Origin of the sequence: Williamsia muralis, from assembly GCF_002735905.1 — a bacterium.
GTDB lineage: Bacteria > Actinomycetota > Actinomycetes > Mycobacteriales > Mycobacteriaceae > Williamsia > Williamsia muralis_A.
Genome location: NZ_PEBD01000004.1, coordinates 369518 through 386475 on the forward strand (window position 1 = coordinate 369518; position 16958 = coordinate 386475).

17 protein-coding genes are annotated in these 16958 nt (G+C 64.7%); 9 read left to right on the top strand and 8 right to left on the bottom strand.

The window, feature by feature from the left end; all coding sequences use genetic code 11:
• Positions 1-22 precede the first annotated feature (22 nt).
• Complete coding sequence (gene groL, locus CSW57_RS02400) at positions 23-1648, top strand: chaperonin GroEL (protein ID WP_099381288.1); 1626 nt, start codon at positions 23-25, stop codon at positions 1646-1648.
• A 232-nt stretch (positions 1649-1880) separates the two neighbouring features.
• Here the strand turns inward: groL and CSW57_RS02405 are convergent, their stop codons facing one another.
• Positions 1881-2705, bottom strand: a complete 825-nt coding sequence (locus tag CSW57_RS02405) for a DUF559 domain-containing protein (protein WP_099381289.1) — start codon at positions 2703-2705, stop codon at positions 1881-1883.
• A 224-nt stretch (positions 2706-2929) separates the two neighbouring features.
• Here CSW57_RS02405 and CSW57_RS02410 point away from each other — a divergent pair, with 224 nt between their 5' ends.
• The 3 genes from CSW57_RS02410 (at position 2930) to CSW57_RS02420 (ending at position 5058) form a co-directional block, all read left to right on the top strand.
• Positions 2930-3826, top strand: a complete 897-nt coding sequence (locus CSW57_RS02410; protein ID WP_099381290.1) for an MSMEG_6728 family protein — start codon at positions 2930-2932, stop codon at positions 3824-3826.
• 113 nt (positions 3827-3939) lie between these two features.
• Positions 3940-4335, top strand: coding sequence for a hypothetical protein (locus CSW57_RS02415; protein ID WP_099381291.1), 396 nt, complete (start codon positions 3940-3942; stop codon positions 4333-4335).
• A 57-nt stretch (positions 4336-4392) separates the two neighbouring features.
• Positions 4393-5058: a DsbA family oxidoreductase gene (locus CSW57_RS02420; RefSeq protein WP_099381292.1), complete on the top strand. Its 666-nt coding sequence runs from the start codon at positions 4393-4395 to the stop codon at positions 5056-5058.
• A 114-nt stretch (positions 5059-5172) separates the two neighbouring features.
• On the opposite strand, the gene CSW57_RS02425 is transcribed toward CSW57_RS02420, so the two are convergent.
• Both CSW57_RS02425 and htpG read right to left on the bottom strand, forming a co-directional pair.
• Positions 5173-6336: an LLM class flavin-dependent oxidoreductase gene (locus tag CSW57_RS02425; RefSeq protein WP_099381293.1), complete on the bottom strand. Its 1164-nt coding sequence runs from the start codon at positions 6334-6336 to the stop codon at positions 5173-5175.
• A 239-nt stretch (positions 6337-6575) separates the two neighbouring features.
• Positions 6576-8555, bottom strand: a complete 1980-nt coding sequence (htpG, locus tag CSW57_RS02430) for a molecular chaperone HtpG (protein ID WP_099381294.1) — start codon at positions 8553-8555, stop codon at positions 6576-6578.
• A gap of 145 nt (positions 8556-8700) precedes the next feature.
• Here htpG and CSW57_RS02435 point away from each other — a divergent pair, with 145 nt between their 5' ends.
• Positions 8701-9372, top strand: a complete 672-nt coding sequence (locus CSW57_RS02435) for a DUF4166 domain-containing protein (RefSeq protein ID WP_023957576.1) — start codon at positions 8701-8703, stop codon at positions 9370-9372.
• An 11-nt stretch (positions 9373-9383) separates the two neighbouring features.
• Here CSW57_RS02435 and CSW57_RS02440 read toward each other — a convergent pair whose 3' ends face one another.
• Both CSW57_RS02440 and CSW57_RS02445 read right to left on the bottom strand, forming a co-directional pair.
• Positions 9384-10724, bottom strand: a complete 1341-nt coding sequence (locus tag CSW57_RS02440) for an NtaA/DmoA family FMN-dependent monooxygenase (protein WP_099381295.1) — start codon at positions 10722-10724, stop codon at positions 9384-9386.
• Entirely contained in the window at positions 10721-11941 is a 1221-nt protein-coding gene (locus CSW57_RS02445; protein WP_099381296.1) for an LLM class flavin-dependent oxidoreductase, read from the bottom strand. The genes CSW57_RS02440 and CSW57_RS02445 overlap by 4 nt, the downstream gene beginning before the upstream one ends.
• Before the next feature lie 175 nt (positions 11942-12116).
• Here CSW57_RS02445 and CSW57_RS02450 point away from each other — a divergent pair, with 175 nt between their 5' ends.
• The 3 genes from CSW57_RS02450 to CSW57_RS02460 all read left to right on the top strand — a co-directional run bounded on the left by CSW57_RS02450 (position 12117) and on the right by CSW57_RS02460 (position 13725).
• Complete coding sequence (locus CSW57_RS02450; protein ID WP_143696456.1) at positions 12117-12383, top strand: hypothetical protein; 267 nt, start codon at positions 12117-12119, stop codon at positions 12381-12383.
• Positions 12384-12497: 114 nt separating this feature from the next.
• Positions 12498-12791 carry a WhiB family transcriptional regulator gene (locus CSW57_RS02455; RefSeq protein ID WP_223248993.1) on the top strand — a complete coding sequence of 98 codons (294 nt, stop codon included), beginning with the start codon at positions 12498-12500 and terminating at the stop codon, positions 12789-12791.
• A gap of 52 nt (positions 12792-12843) precedes the next feature.
• Positions 12844-13725 carry an aldo/keto reductase gene (locus tag CSW57_RS02460; protein ID WP_099381298.1) on the top strand — a complete coding sequence of 294 codons (882 nt, stop codon included), beginning with the start codon at positions 12844-12846 and terminating at the stop codon, positions 13723-13725.
• 34 nt (positions 13726-13759) lie between these two features.
• Here the strand turns inward: CSW57_RS02460 and CSW57_RS02465 are convergent, their stop codons facing one another.
• Both CSW57_RS02465 and CSW57_RS02470 read right to left on the bottom strand, forming a co-directional pair.
• A complete protein-coding gene (locus CSW57_RS02465) occupies positions 13760-14107 on the bottom strand; it encodes a 4Fe-4S dicluster domain-containing protein (RefSeq protein WP_099381299.1) in 348 nt (115 codons plus the stop codon).
• A complete protein-coding gene (locus CSW57_RS02470; protein ID WP_099381300.1) occupies positions 14104-15696 on the bottom strand; it encodes an FAD-dependent oxidoreductase in 1593 nt (530 codons plus the stop codon). The genes CSW57_RS02465 and CSW57_RS02470 overlap by 4 nt, the downstream gene beginning before the upstream one ends.
• Positions 15697-15870: 174 nt before the next feature.
• On the opposite strand from CSW57_RS02470, the gene CSW57_RS02475 reads away from it, so the two are divergent.
• Entirely contained in the window at positions 15871-16302 is a 432-nt protein-coding gene (locus tag CSW57_RS02475) for a PPOX class F420-dependent oxidoreductase (RefSeq protein ID WP_099381301.1), read from the top strand.
• A gap of 11 nt (positions 16303-16313) precedes the next feature.
• Here the strand turns inward: CSW57_RS02475 and CSW57_RS02480 are convergent, their stop codons facing one another.
• Positions 16314-16751 carry an SRPBCC family protein gene (locus CSW57_RS02480; RefSeq protein ID WP_099381302.1) on the bottom strand — a complete coding sequence of 146 codons (438 nt, stop codon included), beginning with the start codon at positions 16749-16751 and terminating at the stop codon, positions 16314-16316.
• Positions 16752-16958 lie beyond the last annotated feature (207 nt).

Below are 16958 nucleotides of genomic sequence, written 5' to 3' on the forward strand. Positions count from 1 at the left end.
CCTATCGGAGGATCACTTCGTAATGGCCAAGATCATCGCATTTGACGAAGAGGCCCGTCGCGGCCTCGAGCGGGGCCTCAACGCCCTCGCCGACACCGTAAAGGTGACGTTGGGACCCAAGGGTCGCAACGTCGTGCTGGAAAAGAAGTGGGGCGCCCCCACCATCACGAACGACGGCGTCTCCATCGCCAAGGAGATCGAGCTCGAGGATCCCTACGAGAAGATCGGCGCAGAGCTGGTCAAAGAGGTCGCCAAGAAGACCGACGACGTCGCGGGCGACGGCACCACCACCGCCACCGTTTTGGCACAGGCACTCGTCCGTGAAGGTCTGCGCAACGTCGCTGCCGGCGCGAACCCGCTGGGCCTCAAGCGCGGCATCGAGAAGGCCGTCGAGGCCGTCACCGAGTCGCTGCTGAAGTCCGCCAAGGAGATCGACACCAAGGAGCAGATCGCTGCTACCGCTGGTATCTCCGCCGGTGACCCGGCCATCGGTGAGCTCATCGCCGAGGCCATGGACAAGGTCGGCAAAGAAGGCGTCATCACCGTCGAAGAGGCACAGACTTTCGGCCTGAGCCTCGAGCTCACCGAGGGCATGCGCTTCGACAAGGGCTACATCTCCGGTTACTTCGTGACCGACGCAGATCGCCAGGAAGCCGTCCTCGAAGATCCGTACATCCTGCTGGTCTCCGGCAAGGTGTCGACCGTCAAGGACCTGCTGCCGCTGCTGGAGAAGGTCATCCAGGCCGGCAAGCCGCTGCTGATCATCGCCGAGGACGTCGAGGGCGAAGCCCTTTCCACCCTGGTGGTCAACAAGATCCGTGGCACCTTCAAGTCTGTTGCCGTCAAGGCTCCGGGCTTCGGTGACCGTCGCAAGGCCATGCTGGCCGACATCGCCATCCTCACCGGTGGCGAGGTCATCAGCGAAGAGGTCGGCCTGTCGCTCGAGAGCGCCGGCGTCGAACTCCTCGGCACCGCCCGCAAGGTCGTTGTCACCAAGGACGAGACCACCATCGTCGAGGGCTCGGGCGACTCCGACGCCATCGCCGGTCGTGTGTCGCAGATCCGCGCCGAGATCGAGAACAGCGACTCCGATTACGACCGTGAGAAGCTGCAGGAACGTCTGGCCAAGCTGGCCGGCGGCGTTGCTGTCATCAAGGCCGGTGCTGCCACCGAGGTCGAGCTCAAGGAGCGCAAGCACCGCATCGAAGATGCCGTGCGCAACGCCAAGGCTGCTGTCGAAGAGGGCATCGTCGCCGGTGGCGGCGTGGCTCTTCTGCAGTCCGAGCCCGCCATCGACGGACTCACCCTGGAAGGCGACGAGGCGACTGGCGCCAACATCGTCCGCGTCGCCCTGGAGGCTCCGGCCAAGCAGATCGCGATCAACGCAGGCCTCGAGCCCGGTGTTGTCGCCGACAAGGTCCGCAACAGCCCGCTGGGAACCGGCCTCAACGCCGCAACCGGTGTGTACGAGGACCTGCTGGCCCGTGGCATCAACGACCCGGTGAAGGTCACCCGCTCGGCGCTGCAGAACGCAGCCTCGATCGCGGCTCTGTTCCTCACCACCGAGGCCGTCGTTGCCGACAAGCCCGAGAAGAACGCTGCACCGGCCATGCCGGGCGGCGACGAGATGGGCGGCATGGGCTTCTAGTCCACGCTTCTCGCTCAACCGTTCACGCGACCGGCCCACTCCTTCGGGGGTGGGCCGGTTTCGTTTGTGCTTGGTGTGTCTGGTGTGCCTGGTTGCACAGAAGTCGGGTCGAGGTGGCCGGATGTGACGTCAGGGACCAACCTGTGTGCACTTAGGCCGTGGGGCGCGCGTGGTTGCACACAAGTTGCTGTCGGGAGGCTGGATGCGACGAATGCGGGGTACCTGTGTGCACTCAGGCCCGTCTGCTTCGGCGACGTTTACGCACGACGCGGATGATGTCGTCGACGACTTCGTCGAGGTTGGCGATCGCTGTCGCGGCCGAATAGCGAAGAATTCGCCAGTCTTGGTCGATGAGCTCGTTCTGGCGCTTTCTGTCCTTGTTGAAAGTCTCGGAGTCCGTATGGAATTCGCGTCCGTCGATTTCGATGATGACCCGTCCGCGCCGACACACCAGGTCACCGTAGAACCGCCCGACCCGCGCGTTGATCTCGAGTGGAAAGTTGCGCGCACTGAGCGCCCGCGCCACCAATCTCTCTGCCTCGGACCGCGTGAGCGGACAGCACGTGCGCAGTTGCTCGCGAACGGCGACGATCCCATGGCGTCCGGTCGATTGCTCACACAGCTGAGCGACCGCGCGCCAGTTCACCCGCGTTCCGATTGCCGCGTCGAACAGAGCCTCGAGGGCCTCCTGATCAAGCGTGGTGGCGACGTCGATGAGGCAGTGCTCGATCGGCACCACCGGCAGCCCTTTGCGGCGCACCGTATGTACACCGGGTCGCCGATGCAACCGCACCCAGCTCGGCCCGCGGACCGAGACGCTCGGCGAAACGGTGGCCTCGACAGTCATGGGCTCGTCTTTCAGCAATCCCCACAACCACGCAGCCGTGGTGTGACTGAGAACGGCAGTCGGCTTCCACAAGGTGACTGCCGTACAAAGTTCGAAATATCCCGGCTCGGACGTCGAGTACACCTCAGGCAATATTCGATTCAGACGCGACACTTCGCGTTTGGTCATCCCTCCGGCCAAGAGCTGCACACGTGTTCGTACTTCCCCCATTCGAGCATGGTTGCCGCAAAACATAATTCGCGCATCTGGCTATCCACAGCCTGTGGATGGCCGGCGACGTCTCGTCGCGAAAAGTGGTAGAGGCGGGCCTGAGTGCACACAGGTTGATCCCTGACGTCACATCCGGCCATCCGACAGCGACTTGTGTGCGACCAGGCCCGCACCTCCCCACCGCCCGCCCGCATCAAATCGCCACGAGGGGGTATGCGAACTCCATGCAGACCTTCTTGCCGTATCCGGACTTCGCGCGCTCGGCCGCGGTGCTGGACGTGCCGCGGTTGGGGAAGCAACGGGTCGAAACACTGCAGATCCTGCGGGCGCTCGAACTCTTCGACTACGGGTGGGGGAGTCATCCGGCGGTTCAGATGTGGCGTGGACACACCCCGGCCCTGGTTTGCTACGGACTGACCTTCGTCGATGTGTGGACCGCCGGCGGGCGGGCCGACACCACCGCAGGGCAGATCGCGGAGTTCGCGCCAGAAGTGGTCGGGTGCCCCCAATCGGAGCTGGTGGCTGATGGCCTGATGCCACCGTGGTGGGACGACGAACGCCTCTACCTCAGTCACCGCGCCGCATTGGTCCGGAAGGACCCGGAGTTCTATGTCCCCGTGTTCGGGGAAGTGGATGGCGACATGCCGTACTTCTGGCCCGACCCTCCAGAAGTCCCGACGCAGCTGCGCACCGGTGACCGCACGGTCTGGGTGGTGCGGCCGTCATCTGCAGAGCAGAACGAAGAGTTCAGGCGCCGCGGCATCGTCGGTTTCGGGACCGAATCCGGTATCGACGTCATCGCGGCGGCAGGCGGCGATCTCCGCACGCTGCTGAAGGAACGGGCTCCGGGACGTCGGCCGGGCAAGGATCTACGCGTCCTGGCCTCGTTTGTCGGTGACCTGTCCGTGGGCGACGAGATCGCGGTGCCGATTCCGGACACGCCGGATCTGCAGGTAGGAAGGCTGACGGGAGATTATCAATTCTCCCGCAGTACAACGACTCTCGTTCCGCATCGCAGACGCGTCCAGTGGGAAGGAGTACTTGCCCGCAGCGATGTCGTGCCGCCGGCGCTGCTCCAGAATCCGCGGGCGCTGTTCCCCGTGCCGGTCGCCACTCGATGACAAAACCCGGTTCGTGTCATCCCTGATCACGCCCCGGGAGGTGACACCAGGAAACCGGCTTTGAGTAGTTTCACGCTGCCGTGGCCTCGGTGCGCGGTTCTACTCTCAACGTCATGACCTACGGCCCTCCCGCCATGACGTACCCGCGCCCCACCCCGATTCCGGCGACTCCACCCCGCAGTCCAGGCCTGGTCGCCGACATCATCGCCACGCTTTGCTTGCTGGCTCTGCAAGTGCTCGTCCTCGCGGGCAGCGTGTACATGAGCCTCTTCTTCGTCATGGCCACCGACAGCTGCTACGCCGATCGGTGTGACACGGACAATCTGCTGTGGGCGTACGTCGTCGCAGATGGTGGAGGTCTGGCGGTTGTGGTGATGTCGATCATCGCGACGACCATTTTGATGGTCCGGCGCCGGGTGGCGTTCTGGGTTCCGGTAGTAGGCCTGATCCTGCAGATCTTCACCTTCGCACTCGGAGCCGGATTGGCCGGCAGCGTCGTGCCCTCCTGACACGCCGGTCTACGTGACGCTGGGAATGCCGATCGACACCGGGCTGTTGGACGTCACATGGCTTCGATCACCGTGGATATCTGGTCCGACATCGCGTGCCCGTGGTGCTACATCGGCAAACGCAAGTTCGAGGCCGGGCTCGCCGACTTCCCCGGCCGCGACGACGTCGAGGTGACCTACCACAGCTTCGAGCTGGCCCCGGATACTCCGGTGGACTTCGACGGCTCCGAGATCGACTTCCTCGTGCGGCACAAGGGGATGCCGGCCGGGCAGGTGCGCCAGATGCTCGACCAGGTCAGCGCCATCGCGGATGAGGTCGGGCTGCGGTACAACTTCGATGCACTGCTGCACACGAACACCCGCAAGGCGCACGAGCTGCTGCACTACGCCAAGCAGCAGGGCAAGCAGCTGGAGATGGCCGAGCGACTGTTCGCCGCCTACTTCAGCGAGGGGCGCCACCTGGGGCGCGACGAGGAACTCGCCGAGCTGGGCGCCGATGTGGGTCTCGACCGCGGCGCCATCGAGAATGCCCTGGCGGCAGGCGATTACGTCTCAGCAGTGGACGCCGACATCGCGCAGGCGCGTGAATACGGCATCAACGGGGTCCCGTTCTTCGTGATCGACGGCCGCTACGGCGTGTCCGGTGCCCAGGCTCCTGAAACCTTCACCTCGGTGCTCGAGCGTGCACGGGACGAAGCGAAAGACGTGACCGCCGATGCCTGACCACATGGGCCGGCCCTTCGAACTCGTCGGTGAGGTCGATGCCGGAGTCTGTGTCGACGGCTACTGCGCGGTCCCGCGAAATGTGTTGAGCGGCAGCGAGGACGGCACGAGCGATCACCGTCCGAACCACTCCTTGGACAACAGCTCGTAAGACCGCACCCGCGCGGCGTGATCGTGCGTGATGGTGGTGATCGACAGCTCGGAGGCGTCGGTGGCGTCGCGGAGTTGTTCGAGTTTGTCCGCGACAGTGGCCGGAGATCCCACGAATTGGGTCAGTACACGGTCCCGCACGAGATCGCGGTCGTCTTCGGTCCATTCGATTGCCGCGGCCTCGGCCGGGGTGGGATAGGCGATCGCCCCTTCGCCGCGTCGAATGCTGCGAACCCACGGCGCGTAACCGCTGGCGAGCTCGACCGCTTCATCGTCCGTTTCGGCGACAACAGCATCAACAGAGACGGCGACGTACGGTTCGGGTACGCCAGCCGACGGTTGAAACGCTGCACGGTAGGCCTCGACAGCGTCGATCACCGTGCTCGGGCTGTGGTGGTAGCTGGCAACAAATCGCAGCCCTTTCGCCCCGGCGACCGTGGCGCTCGAGCCGCCGGACGCACCGAGAATCCAGACCTGCACATCGGCACCCTCGCCGGGAGATGCGTGGGCGGATAGCCCATCCGAGCTCACGTAGGTGCCGTCGAGCAACGCGAGGACGGTCGAGACCTGTTCGTCGTAGTCGGGGGGGTATGCCCCCGGTTGCTGAAGCAGGTTCAGCACATGCCCGAGAGCCTTCTTCGAGTAGCCGGAGGACACGTCGTACTGTTTGGGCAGCAGCAAGCCGTTCGGTGTGTGGCTGTCCTCGTCGTGTTCGGCGCCGCCACGTCCGGCCAGATAGGCCTTGGCCGCACTTTCGTTCCTCGTTCCGGATGTGGGGGCCGGCCGCGAGGGCGAGCGTCCGATCCCCAGATCGAGTCGGCCGGGGTGGAGGGCGTCGATGAGCCCGAACTCCTCCACTGTTGCCAGTGGGGAGCGGTGTCCGAATTGCACACCGGCCGAGCCCAATCGGATCGTCGATGTCGATCCTGCGACGAGCGCGATCTCGACCGCTGGTGATGACCCCAGGACACCGGGGTTCAGATGGTGTTCGGCGAACCAATAGCGGGCATAGCCGAATCTCTCGGCCTGCTGAGCCAGGTCGATGGTGTTCCGCAGCGCAGTGGTGTTGTCCGATCCGCTCGAACGCGGCAGGAGGTCCAGGACGGACAGCGGAACGGCAGTGCCCATGAGGTGCTCCTGAGGTCGATGGCTGCTCACAGATCGGCCGAGCAACTCTTGATCTGGTGGTCGAGCCACTGTCGACGATACCGGCGTCCTCACCGCGAGACGACTTACAATCTCGCGGGACATTAACCTGGCGGAACAACTATTTCGGTTGTAGGACGGCACATTCGGGCCGTTGGTTAAAACTCGAGGTGATCCCGCCGAGCGTGCCGGAGCTGCACGCTCGGCGGGATCATCGATGCCTATTCGGCGGCTGACACCGTCTTGGTGAGCAGGTTGGCCAACGTCTTGCTGAAGGCAGCCGGCTGCTTCGGGGTACCACCTTCGGCCAGCAATGCTGCGCCATAGAGCAATTCGGCCGTCTGTCGAAGCGACTCGTCGTCGCCGCGAGCCGCGAAGGCCTCCTGGAGTCCCTTGGTGAGGGCGTGATCAGGGTTGAGTTCGAGGATGCGCTTGCTGTCGGGCATCGGGTACCCCGATTCCCGGTACATCCGTTCGAGGGCAGGCGAAAGGCTCTGCGCCTCACCGACGATGCAGGCCGCCGAATCGGTGAGCCGGCTCGACAACCGCACCTGACTGACGTCGTCGATGAGGACGCCGGTCAACCAGGTGAGCAACTCGTCGAACTGCTTGTTGTCTTTGTCGTCGTCTTCCTTGTCGGCTGTGTCGGACAGATCGACTTCGCCCTTGGCCACGGACTGCAGGGGTTTGCCCTCGAAATCGAAGATCTGGCCGACCCACATCTCGTCGATCGGGTCGGTGAGCAGCAGCACCTCGATACCCTTCTTCTTGAACGCCTCGAGATGCGGCGAGTTCTCCAGCTGCTCGCGTGATTCGCCTGTGGCATAGAAGATTTGGCTCTGGTCGTCTTTCATCCGTTCGACGTACTCGGCCAGCGTTGTGGCGGTGTCGACCGAATGGGTGGAGCTGAACGAACAGATCGCCAGGAGCGCGTCCCGGTTGTCTGCGTCCTGGAGCAAGCCCTCTTTGAGGACCCGGCCGAACTGCGACCACACGGTGTCGTACTTCTCGCGGTCATTGGCCCGCATGTCCTTGACCGTCGAGAGAACTTTCTTGGTCAACCGCCGCCGGATGGCCTTGATCTGCCGGTCCTGCTGCAGGATCTCGCGAGAGACGTTGAGAGACAGGTCTTGTGCATCGACGAGCCCCTTGACGAAACGCAGGTACTCGGGCATCAGCTCTTCGCAGTCGTCCATGATGAACACGCGCTTGACGTAGAGCTGGACGCCGGTGCGGCGTTCGCGCATGAACAGGTCGAACGGTGCCGTGGACGGGATGAAGAGCAGGGCCTGGTACTCGAAGGTGCCTTCGGCCTTCATCGGGATGATCTCGAGAGGCTCGTCCCACGCGTGGCTGATGTGCCGGTAGAAGTCCGCGTACTCCTCGTCGGTCACCTCCGACCGGGGTCGGGTCCAGAGCGCCTTCTGCGAGTTGAGCACCTCCGTGGTGGTGGTCTCGGTCGGCTCGTCGCCGTCGGCGGCTGCGTCATCCGCGTCGTCGTCACTCGGGGCCTTCGGTGGCACCGGAGTGGTCACGTCCATGCGGATCGGCCAGGAGATGAAGTCGGAGTACTTCTTGACCAGCTGACGGATCTTGGGCACCGAGGTGTAGTCGTGCAGATCGTCCTCGGCGTCCTCAGGCTTGAGGTGCAGCGTCACCGAGGTGCCCTGCGGTGCTTCGGCGACGTCCTCGATCGTGTACGTACCCGCGCCTGCCGATTCCCACCGCGTCGCGGAGGTCTCGCCGGCCTTGCGGGTCAGCAGGGTGACCTTGTCGGCCACCATGAACGTCGAGTAGAAGCCGATGCCGAACTGGCCGATGAGCTCCTCGGCAGCGCCCGAGCCCGCAGCCTCGGCCTCTTTTGCCTCTTTCAGCTTGCGGCGGACATCGGCCGTACCCGACTTCGCGAGCGTGCCGATGAGGTCGACGACCTCATCACGAGACATGCCGATCCCGTTGTCGGTGATGGTGAATGTCCGGGCGTCGGGATCAAGTGAGATCTCGATGTGGAGGTCGGAGGTGTCGACCTCGAGATCCTTGTTCCGGTACGACTCCAGGCGCAGCTTGTCGAGGGCATCGCTGGCGTTGGACACCAGCTCGCGGAGAAATGAATCCTTGTTCGAGTAGATCGAGTGGATCATCAGATCCAGGAGTTGCCGCGTCTCGGTGGCGAACTCCATCTCTTCGACTTGAGCGCTCACGTGATGCTCCTTCGGTTGTGGCAGATATCGGTTGTTACCGGGTGTTGCCGGCAGTATTCGGTCGCGGGGTCCGACCAAACATTTTAGGCAGGCCGCTCGTAGTACATTCAGACCTCATGTCTGGTACGGGGAACGGTCGGTATCGGTGAGTTCGGTCATCCAGAATGTTCTCGGTCGGGAATTCGAGAACCTGCATCCCAACATGCAATGGCGGTATGGGATCGATTCCACCTCGCAACTGTCGCAGGTGGCCGGTGGGATGCTCGAGTCGGTCTACTGTTCGGCGATGCTGCCCGCGATGTTGTTCCACATGCGTAAACGCAACGCGATGCCCACCAAGACCAGCAGGCTCGTCCCGTTCACGATGCACAACTACTGCTATCAGGACGAGCTCGGGCGTGAATGCCTCGCGGTGCTTCGGTCGTTCGACTACACAACCGGCTCGCATGGTCTGAACTCGCTGCTCGTCGACGGCCGCGAGGGACTGGTCGACTACTTCGGCGACGGCCCGGAACTGCTCTGGCCGCTCGAGGCACACGCCGACGCCCGCGGTTCTCTGGTCTTCGAGAGTGGCCCGATGCGGCTGCTCGCCGGCCCGAAGGTGGGCATGCGCGGCCTACTGGCTGCGCGGATGAGGTACATCGAGGGCTGGGACGAACGGCACAACCGGTTCCGGGTGGACGCGTCGGTGCGCAACCCGGTCCTCGGTGAGCTCATCCACTACCGCGGTTGGTTCACCGCGCGCGACGAGCCCTGCCACCTTCGTGACATCCCGGACGAGGCCTGGCCACTGCGCCTCGAAGAACGCGAACACTGACCGACGCTTGTTCAGCTCTCCGGACGCGTGAGTCCCAGGTGGTCGCGCAGGGTGGAACCTTCGTAGTCGGTTCGGTGGACGCCGCGTTCCTGCAGCAGCGGGACCACCTTGTCGGCGAACTCGTCGAGCCCGCCCGGGGTGATGTGCGGAACGAGGATGAAGCCGTCGCTTGCATCTTCCTGGACGAATTCGTTGATGGTGCGCGCGACCGTATCCGGCGACCCGATGAACGACTGCCGGCCGGTCACCTCGACGATCAGCTCGCGTGTGGTGAGGTTGTCCGCCTCGGCCCGTGCTCGCCATTCGTTCGCCACGTCGCGCGGATCCCGGTGGATACGCACGCTGGCCCGACCCTTGGCGACCGTGTTCTCGCCCGGCAGGGGATCGATCGACGGCAGTGGGCCGTCTGGGTCGTGGTCGGACAGGTCGCGATTCCACAGCTGCTCGAGGAACTTGATCGCGGTCTGGCCACTGACCTGTTGCAACCGGATCTCGTGTGCGCGGTCGGCGGCGTCGGCGTCGGTGTCGCCGAGAACAAACGTCGCTGCCGGCAGGATCAGCAGGTCTTCACTGCGTCTGCCATAGGTGGCCAGTCGGCCTTTGACGTCCTTGTAGAACGCCTGGCCGTCGACCAGTGTGGAGTGCCTGGAGAAGATGGCGTCGGCCTTCGCTGCCGCGAACTCGCGGCCCTCGTCCGAGTCACCGGCCTGAAAGATGGCCGGGCGGCCCTGTGGACTGCGGGGAACGTTGAACTGCCCGGCGATGTCGAACTGGTCGTCGCGGTGCGCAAACGAGCCTGCCTCAGGGCGCCGCAGGTACGTCCCCGACTCCTTGTCGGCCACGATGTCGTCGTCCTGCCACGAATCCCAGAGCTCCGTGGCGACTTCGAGGAACTGCCTGGCCCGGTGATAGCGCTGCTCCTTCGGGAGGTAGCCGCCTCGGCGGAAGTTCTCGCCGGTGAACTCGTCCCAGGAGGTCACCACGTTCCATGCGGCCCGACCGGCGGTGAGGTGATCCAGGCTCGCGAACTGGCGGGCCACCTCATACGGTTCGTTGAACGTGGAGTTGATGGTGCCGGTCAGCCCGAGGTGTTCGGTGACGGCGGCGAGAGCTGCGAGCACGGTGAAGGTGTCCGGCCGCCCGACCACGTCGAGGTCGTAGATCAGCCCGTTCTGCTCACGTAGGCGAAGTCCCTCGGCGAGGAACAGGAAGTCGAACTTGGCGCGCTCGGCGGTGCGTGCGAAGTGCACAAACGACTCGAACTCGATGTGACTGCCCGCTTCGGGATCGCTCCACACCGTCGTGTTGTTGACGCCCGGGAAGTGCGCGGCCAGATGCACCTGTTTGGTCATCGGTTGATCAACTCCGCTGTGGTCTGGAATCGGTTCACCGGACGGGGGAGGCCGAGATGGCCTCGCAGAGTGCTCGATTCGTAGTGGGTGCGGAACAGGCCGCGACGTTGTAATTCGGGGACGAGGTCCCGGGTGATGGCCTCCAGATCGCCAGGTATCGAGCCGGGCCGCAATCGGAAGCCGGTGATACCGGCATCGGACAGTTCGGCGAGTCGATCGGCGAGGGCCTCGGCAGTTCCGACGAATACCTCTGCGTCGCTCGTGTACTGGATGCCCGCTCGATCATCGAGTCGTGCTTTGTGTGCTTCAGCTGCGGTTGTCGTGACACCGAGGAAGACCACGAGGTCGGCGAACACGTGGACGATCTCGTCGGCGCGGCCGGCCTGATCCTGCGCGGTACGGATGATGGCGATGCTCGCCTCGGCGTCAGCGACGTCAGCCGGGGTGATGAAGCCGATGTCAGCAGACGTTCCGACGAACTGATACGGGATGTTCTGGTGCGCCAGGGCAGTGATGATGGGCTGACCTTGCGGTGGTCGAGGCGTGATGGACGGTCCTCGCACCGAGAAGAACCGGCCTTCGAAATCGATGTAGTGCAATTTGTCACGGTCGACGAAGCGTCCGGTGGCCTTGTCGCGGACCTCCGCGTCGTCTTCCCAACTGTCCCAGAGCCTACGGAGCACCTCGGCGTAGTCACCCGCCTCCTCGAAGAGGTCGGCCACCAGCTCGGCGGTCGCCGGGTCGCCGGCATCGGCGACCGCGAGCTCCGGGAACGTGCGTCTGCCGAACAGAGCAGCCTCGTGTGGTCGGGCAGACACCTGCACCCGGACGCCGGCCCTGCCGCTGCTGACGTAGTCGAGGGTCGCGATCGCCTTCGACAGATGGAACGGCTCGGTATGGGTGACGGTGGCGGCAGGAACCAACCCGACATGCCGCGACAGCGGTGACACCCGTGACGCGATCAGGACCGAGTCGAGCCTCCCGCTGACTCGGTCGGTGCGTGGTGAGGGCGCATCGAGTCCGGCCGGCCGGATACCGAACGTGTCCTCGATCGTCACGAAGTCCACCAGCCCGGCTTCAGCGACGCCCACCAGGTCAGCCCAGTAACGCGCGGTCAGCAGTTCAGCGGGTCTCGCCGTGGGCTCGCGCCAGGCGGCCGGATGCCATCCCGCGCCCTCGAGGGCGATCGCGAGATGCAGTTTGTCGGTGATCGGCATTCAGAACTCTCCGGTGAAGGTCGGCGGGCGGACTCGCTGTTGGCGTGTTGTCCTGCCAACGGACCTGTCACGAGAGAGATTCCTGTCCGCGGAGTCTCGATCAGCGTGACTCTAACCCTCGCCAACTGCGACGATCACCGGCTCAATGGGTATCAACCGTCTATTGGAGCGTGCCATGCCCATGAGCAGTCTGATGTCCGCCGATCACCTCATGATGGCGGCTGCGGCCGCGCATCCCGAAGCGCCACAGGCGATACCGACGATGCACCTGTGCGCGCCTGTCGAAGGTCGGCCCGATGATCGGCACACTCGTTCGGCTCTCGCGGCGCGGGCAATCGAATACAGCAGGCGTTATGGGGGAACGTCGTGCGGATGGTTCGCCCGTCTGCGTGAAGAACTCGACTCCCATCGCGACCTGAGCGCTCACGGTAAGTCTGCTTGACTGCCCGCCGTACCGATGTCAATGGTTCGGACTCGGTCGGCGACAACACTCCGCTCGGCGCATGTCGTCATGAATGCTTGGCGGCAGAGAGCGATCAACCAAGGGGAGTGGGTTGTGGAAGTGTTTGCGTTCGGCGCCGAATCGGGTGTGGGCGGCTGGGATTGGCGGGTGCGCGGGCGTTGCCGCGATCAGGGGATCGACTGGGAGATCTTCTTCGCACCGTCCGGACGAGAGCCCGCCGCAGTCCGAAGGCGCCGCGAGGCCGAGGCCAAAGCACTGTGCCACGGCTGCCCCGTGGTGCGGCAGTGCCGCGACCATGCCGTGGAGTTCGACGAGAAACACGGCATCTGGGGAGGGATGACGGTCGACGAGATCGCGACCGTCGCTCGTGACGCCCGTTCGGCGTGAGCCGGCCACGAAATGGAACGGCCGTACCGTTGCTTCTCGTTACGCTTGTTCCATGACCACAAATGTTCCGACCATCGACCTCAACTCGGGGACGTCCATTCCGCAGCTGGGCCTGGGGGTGTGGCAGGCGTCCAACGAGGAGACCGAGCAGGCCGTCCGGTCTGCGATCGACGACGCCGGTTACCGCCACATCGACACCGCGGCCGCGTATGGGAACGAAGAGGGTGTCGGTCGTGCTCTTGCAGCCGCGTCCGTCGATCGTTCCGAACTGTTCGTCACCACAAAACTGTGGAACGCCGACCAGGGATTCGAGCCGGCGAAGCAGGCGTTCGACCAGAGCTTGTCGCGGCTCGGGCTGGACTACGTGGATCTCTACCTGATCCATTGGCCTCTGCTGGACGACGACCGATTGCTCAGGACGTGGGACGCGCTCGAGGAGATTGCGCAGAGCGGTCGCGCAAAGGCGATCGGCGTGTGCAACTTCGAACCCCGCCACCTCGAACTGCTGGTGGATCGGGGCGGAACGTTGCCGGCCGTCGATCAGGTGGAACTGCATCCGCATCTACCGCAGCATCAGATCCGCGACGTCGCGGACCAGCATGGCATCGTCGTCGAATCGTGGAGCCCACTCGGGGGCACCAGCAATTCGGGCTGGGGTAAGGACTCCAAACCGAACACCCTGTTGACCGATCCGCTGATCGCCCGGATCGGTGAGCAGCACGGCAAGTCGCCGGCTCAGATCCTGATCCGATGGCATCTGCAGAACGGTCTCGTCGTCATCCCCAAGTCGGTCAATCCCGACCGGATCGCCCAGAACATCGACGTGTTCGACTTCGAACTCACCGACGCTGATCTCGGCGACATCGCCACGCTGAACGATGGGGTACGTGTGGGTGCAGACCCCAACGAGTTCAACGTCGGTGCTCCCGAATGATCAACTGACGCAGCACTGAGCGGTGTGGCAATGGTCAGTCGCCGACGGCGATGATCCTGGGTGGCAGCGCTCCGTGCGGGATGGCCGGACCGATGGCCACCCGACTTCCCGGCGTCCGTCCGTGACCCCAGCCGAGCTCGGCTCGATAGGATCCGAGCGGCGCGTCCGCCAGCGTCGTCCGATCGGCGACCGGTTCGGACGACGGTGCCACATAAAGTGCGTCGGTGGGGCAATACGCCTCGCACATGAAGCAGGTCTGGCAGTCCGATTGCCTTGCGATGCGTGGGATCCCGTCGGTCCCGCGATCGAACACGTCGGTGGGGCACGCATCGATGCACTTGTCGCACCCGATGCACTTGTCCGCCAGGACGAGTTCGATCATGACGCGTGGGCCAGCGTCGGAGCGGTTGCCCGCGGCCGTGTCCACACCTCGTCCAGGCCGCCGGACAGGATGTGGTGGTGCTGGCCCGGATCCTGTTCGGGATGGTCCTCACGTTTGCTCATGCCCCGAGTTTCGGTGCGGCTCAACGCAGATCGGTACATCCATCGGCCCACCGCGGTGACGGCGGCTGCTTGTCTGGCCCGCACCCGGTCGGGGCCGGCGAGTGGACCCAGGTCGGCGGACAGGCCGGCCCACAGCGTGTCGAGTTCGTTCACCGCTTCCACCAGACGATCTCCATGCCGCAGGTAGTTCTTGCGCAGCGGGAGCAACTGTTGTCGCGCCGCCGCCATCACCTCGTCGGGCTGCAGCGACGGGCGGGACGTGGGACGCAGGCCGGCCCGACCCGCCCCGATCAGATCGTGTTGACCGATCGGGGACTGGGCCAAGGCGTGCTGTGCCGCAGCGGAACCCGCCCAGGTTCCCGACGACATGGCCCATGCCGAATTGTGGCTGCCGCCGCCGGTGAAGCCTCCGCAGATGCGTTCCCTGGTCGCCGCGTCACCTGCCGCGTAGAGCCCTCGCACCGAGGTGGCGCAGGTGTCGTCGACGAGATCAACACCTCCGGTTCCGCGAACGGTGCCCTCCGCGATCAGGTCCACCTCGAAACGGTCGGTGAACGGATTGATGCCGCGACGGTCGAACTGCAGGAAGAAGTTGGGCTGACCGAGACGCATCCTGCGCTGTACGTCTTCGTCGGCGCGGTCCAGTTGAGCGAACACCTTCTCGCTGAGCAACGTTCGCGCGATCACCGAGCGTCCACCGGAAGACCCGGCGCCCTCGAGTACGCGCCCGTCGTCATGGAAGAAGGTGGCGTATCCGTAGTAGGCGGTCTTGGTCACCGTGGACCCGGCTGCCGCGATGCCGTATGCGTTGGAGAACTCCATCCCGGAGAGCTGGGCCCCCACCTCTGCGGCCATCAGCGTTCCGTCGCCGGTGTCGACGTTTGTGCCCAGCGCCCGGGACAGGAATGCGCAACCGCCGCTGGCCAGCACCACCGCGCCGGAGGTGATCGAGTAGTCGCGATGGTGATGTCGTTGGTACCCGGCCGCACCGCGCACCGAGCCGTCGGGTTCCACCAGCAGTTCCAGGGCCGGGGAGTGGTCGAGGATCGTGACGCCTGCTCGCGTGATCCAGGCTCGCATCCGCCGCATGTATTCGGGACCTTGCACACCGGTGCGGTTCTCCCGGCCGGTCTCGGGATCGATGGGGAAGGGATAACGGCCCTCGGTGGCCAGGCGGTTCATGTTCAGGTAGGTCTGGTCGAGGACGCGGTCCATCCAGGAATGGTCCGCGAGGTATCCCCCCAGAGCTTCGCGGCTGGCCTTGGCTGCGCCGCGCAACTCCGGATCGGGGGCCACGTACCAGACGCCGGTGCCCGAAGGCGCTGTGGCGCCGCTTGTTCCGCAATATCCCTTGTCCACGAGAATCACCTCGGCACCACCCTGCCGGGCGTGCAGCGCCGCCCACGCCGCGGCAGGGCCGCCGCCGATCACGAGCACGTCGGTGGACAATTCTAGTGGTGCTGACATCGGGCTCCTGATGTGACTGGCGTACGGCGACGCGGGTGTACATCGGAGGTTAGGGCGGCACGGGGTACGGCAGAACCGTTGCGGTCAGGGTGATTCTGGTCCCGGCCTGATCACGGACCGGGCGCAGAGATCGGCGTACTTGCGGCACCGAACGCGTGGGGCGATAGTCGAGGTGTGCCCACCGACCGAGCTGCCCTGTCCGAGTTCATCACCGAACACACCCGTGGGACCCTGGCGACCATCCGGCGCAGCGGGGTCCCGCAACTCTCCACCGTCAGCTACTCCTTCGATCCCCGAGAGCAGTGCGTACGCATCTCGGTCACCGCGGATCGGGCAAAGGTCGCCAACCTGCGTCGTGACCCGCGCGCCAGTATCCACGTGAGCAGCGCTGACGGCTGGAACTACGCGGTGGCCGAGGGGCGGGTGGAACTGAGCGCGGTCGCAGCGGCGACCACCGAGGACGACACCGTGTCGGAGTTGATCGACCTCTACCGCGACGTACTCGGCGAACATCCCGACTGGGACGACTTCGCCCGCGCCATGGTGGAGGACAAGCGACTGGTCATCCGGCTCTACGCCGAGCACCTGTACGGCCGTATCGGCTGACGGCGCGGGCGTCAGCGCTGGCGGCGCTTGGCCTCCTCCTTGAGTCCCTTCTGCGCGGTGTTGAGCGCCGTCTTCTGAGCCTGCTTCACGATCAGCCCTGGCAACTTCACCTTCAGTTCCACGTCGAGCACGAACTCGACATGGGTTTTGTCGCCTTTGGGGGTGATCGTGTACTGGCCGTGCTGATAGCTCAGCTGATCGGCTTCGATCAGGTCCCAGGTGCAGGTGTTCTCGGTCCAGCTGTAGTCGAGGACCTGGTGGTCGGTCAGGCCGACCGCCTGCAGTTCGAGCTTCACCTTCTTGGGTGCGCCGTCCTCGTGTTCTTCCAGGATCTCCACCTTTTTGTGGGGGCCAGACCACTGCGGTAGCGCCTCCACGTCCATCAAGATCTCCATGACGACGGCGGGAGGGGCGTCGATGTCGAATTCGGTCTTCGCGTTGACAGGCATGGACCAAAAAGTACACCTGCCGGCGGGCCGTCCCCTCGCTTTTGCGCGGGGGAGTCGCGGCGACGTGGGCATTGACGGCGACGGAGTTTTCGTGATCAGACCGATGCACAAGAACGGGGGTTGTGTCCGCTCCGGCCGGAGTATGGTCTGTTCGGTAAGGCCGACGTGGTACCACTGCACCGGCCGGCCAATGCCTTGACGGGGGGC

Excerpts from the sequence above, each read along its gene's own strand:
- CSW57_RS02405 (WP_099381289.1), bottom strand. The coding sequence starts at position 2,705 with ATGGGGGAAGTACGAACACGTGTGCAGCTCTTGGCCGGAGGGATGACC.
- CSW57_RS02465 (WP_099381299.1), bottom strand. The coding sequence starts at position 14,107 with ATGATCGAACTCGTCCTGGCGGACAAGTGCATCGGGTGCGACAAGTGC.
- CSW57_RS02415 (WP_099381291.1), top strand. The coding sequence starts at position 3,940 with ATGACCTACGGCCCTCCCGCCATGACGTACCCGCGCCCCACCCCGATT.
- CSW57_RS02450 (WP_143696456.1), top strand. The coding sequence starts at position 12,117 with ATGCCCATGAGCAGTCTGATGTCCGCCGATCACCTCATGATGGCGGCT.
- CSW57_RS02460 (WP_099381298.1), top strand. The coding sequence starts at position 12,844 with ATGACCACAAATGTTCCGACCATCGACCTCAACTCGGGGACGTCCATT.
- CSW57_RS02425 (WP_099381293.1), bottom strand. The coding sequence starts at position 6,336 with ATGGGCACTGCCGTTCCGCTGTCCGTCCTGGACCTCCTGCCGCGTTCG.
- CSW57_RS02445 (WP_099381296.1), bottom strand. The coding sequence starts at position 11,941 with ATGCCGATCACCGACAAACTGCATCTCGCGATCGCCCTCGAGGGCGCG.
- groL (WP_099381288.1), top strand. The coding sequence starts at position 23 with ATGGCCAAGATCATCGCATTTGACGAAGAGGCCCGTCGCGGCCTCGAG.
- CSW57_RS02440 (WP_099381295.1), bottom strand. The coding sequence starts at position 10,724 with ATGACCAAACAGGTGCATCTGGCCGCGCACTTCCCGGGCGTCAACAAC.
- CSW57_RS02480 (WP_099381302.1), bottom strand. The coding sequence starts at position 16,751 with ATGCCTGTCAACGCGAAGACCGAATTCGACATCGACGCCCCTCCCGCC.
- CSW57_RS02410 (WP_099381290.1), top strand. The coding sequence starts at position 2,930 with ATGCAGACCTTCTTGCCGTATCCGGACTTCGCGCGCTCGGCCGCGGTG.
- CSW57_RS02470 (WP_099381300.1), bottom strand. The coding sequence starts at position 15,696 with ATGTCAGCACCACTAGAATTGTCCACCGACGTGCTCGTGATCGGCGGC.
- CSW57_RS02420 (WP_099381292.1), top strand. The coding sequence starts at position 4,393 with ATGGCTTCGATCACCGTGGATATCTGGTCCGACATCGCGTGCCCGTGG.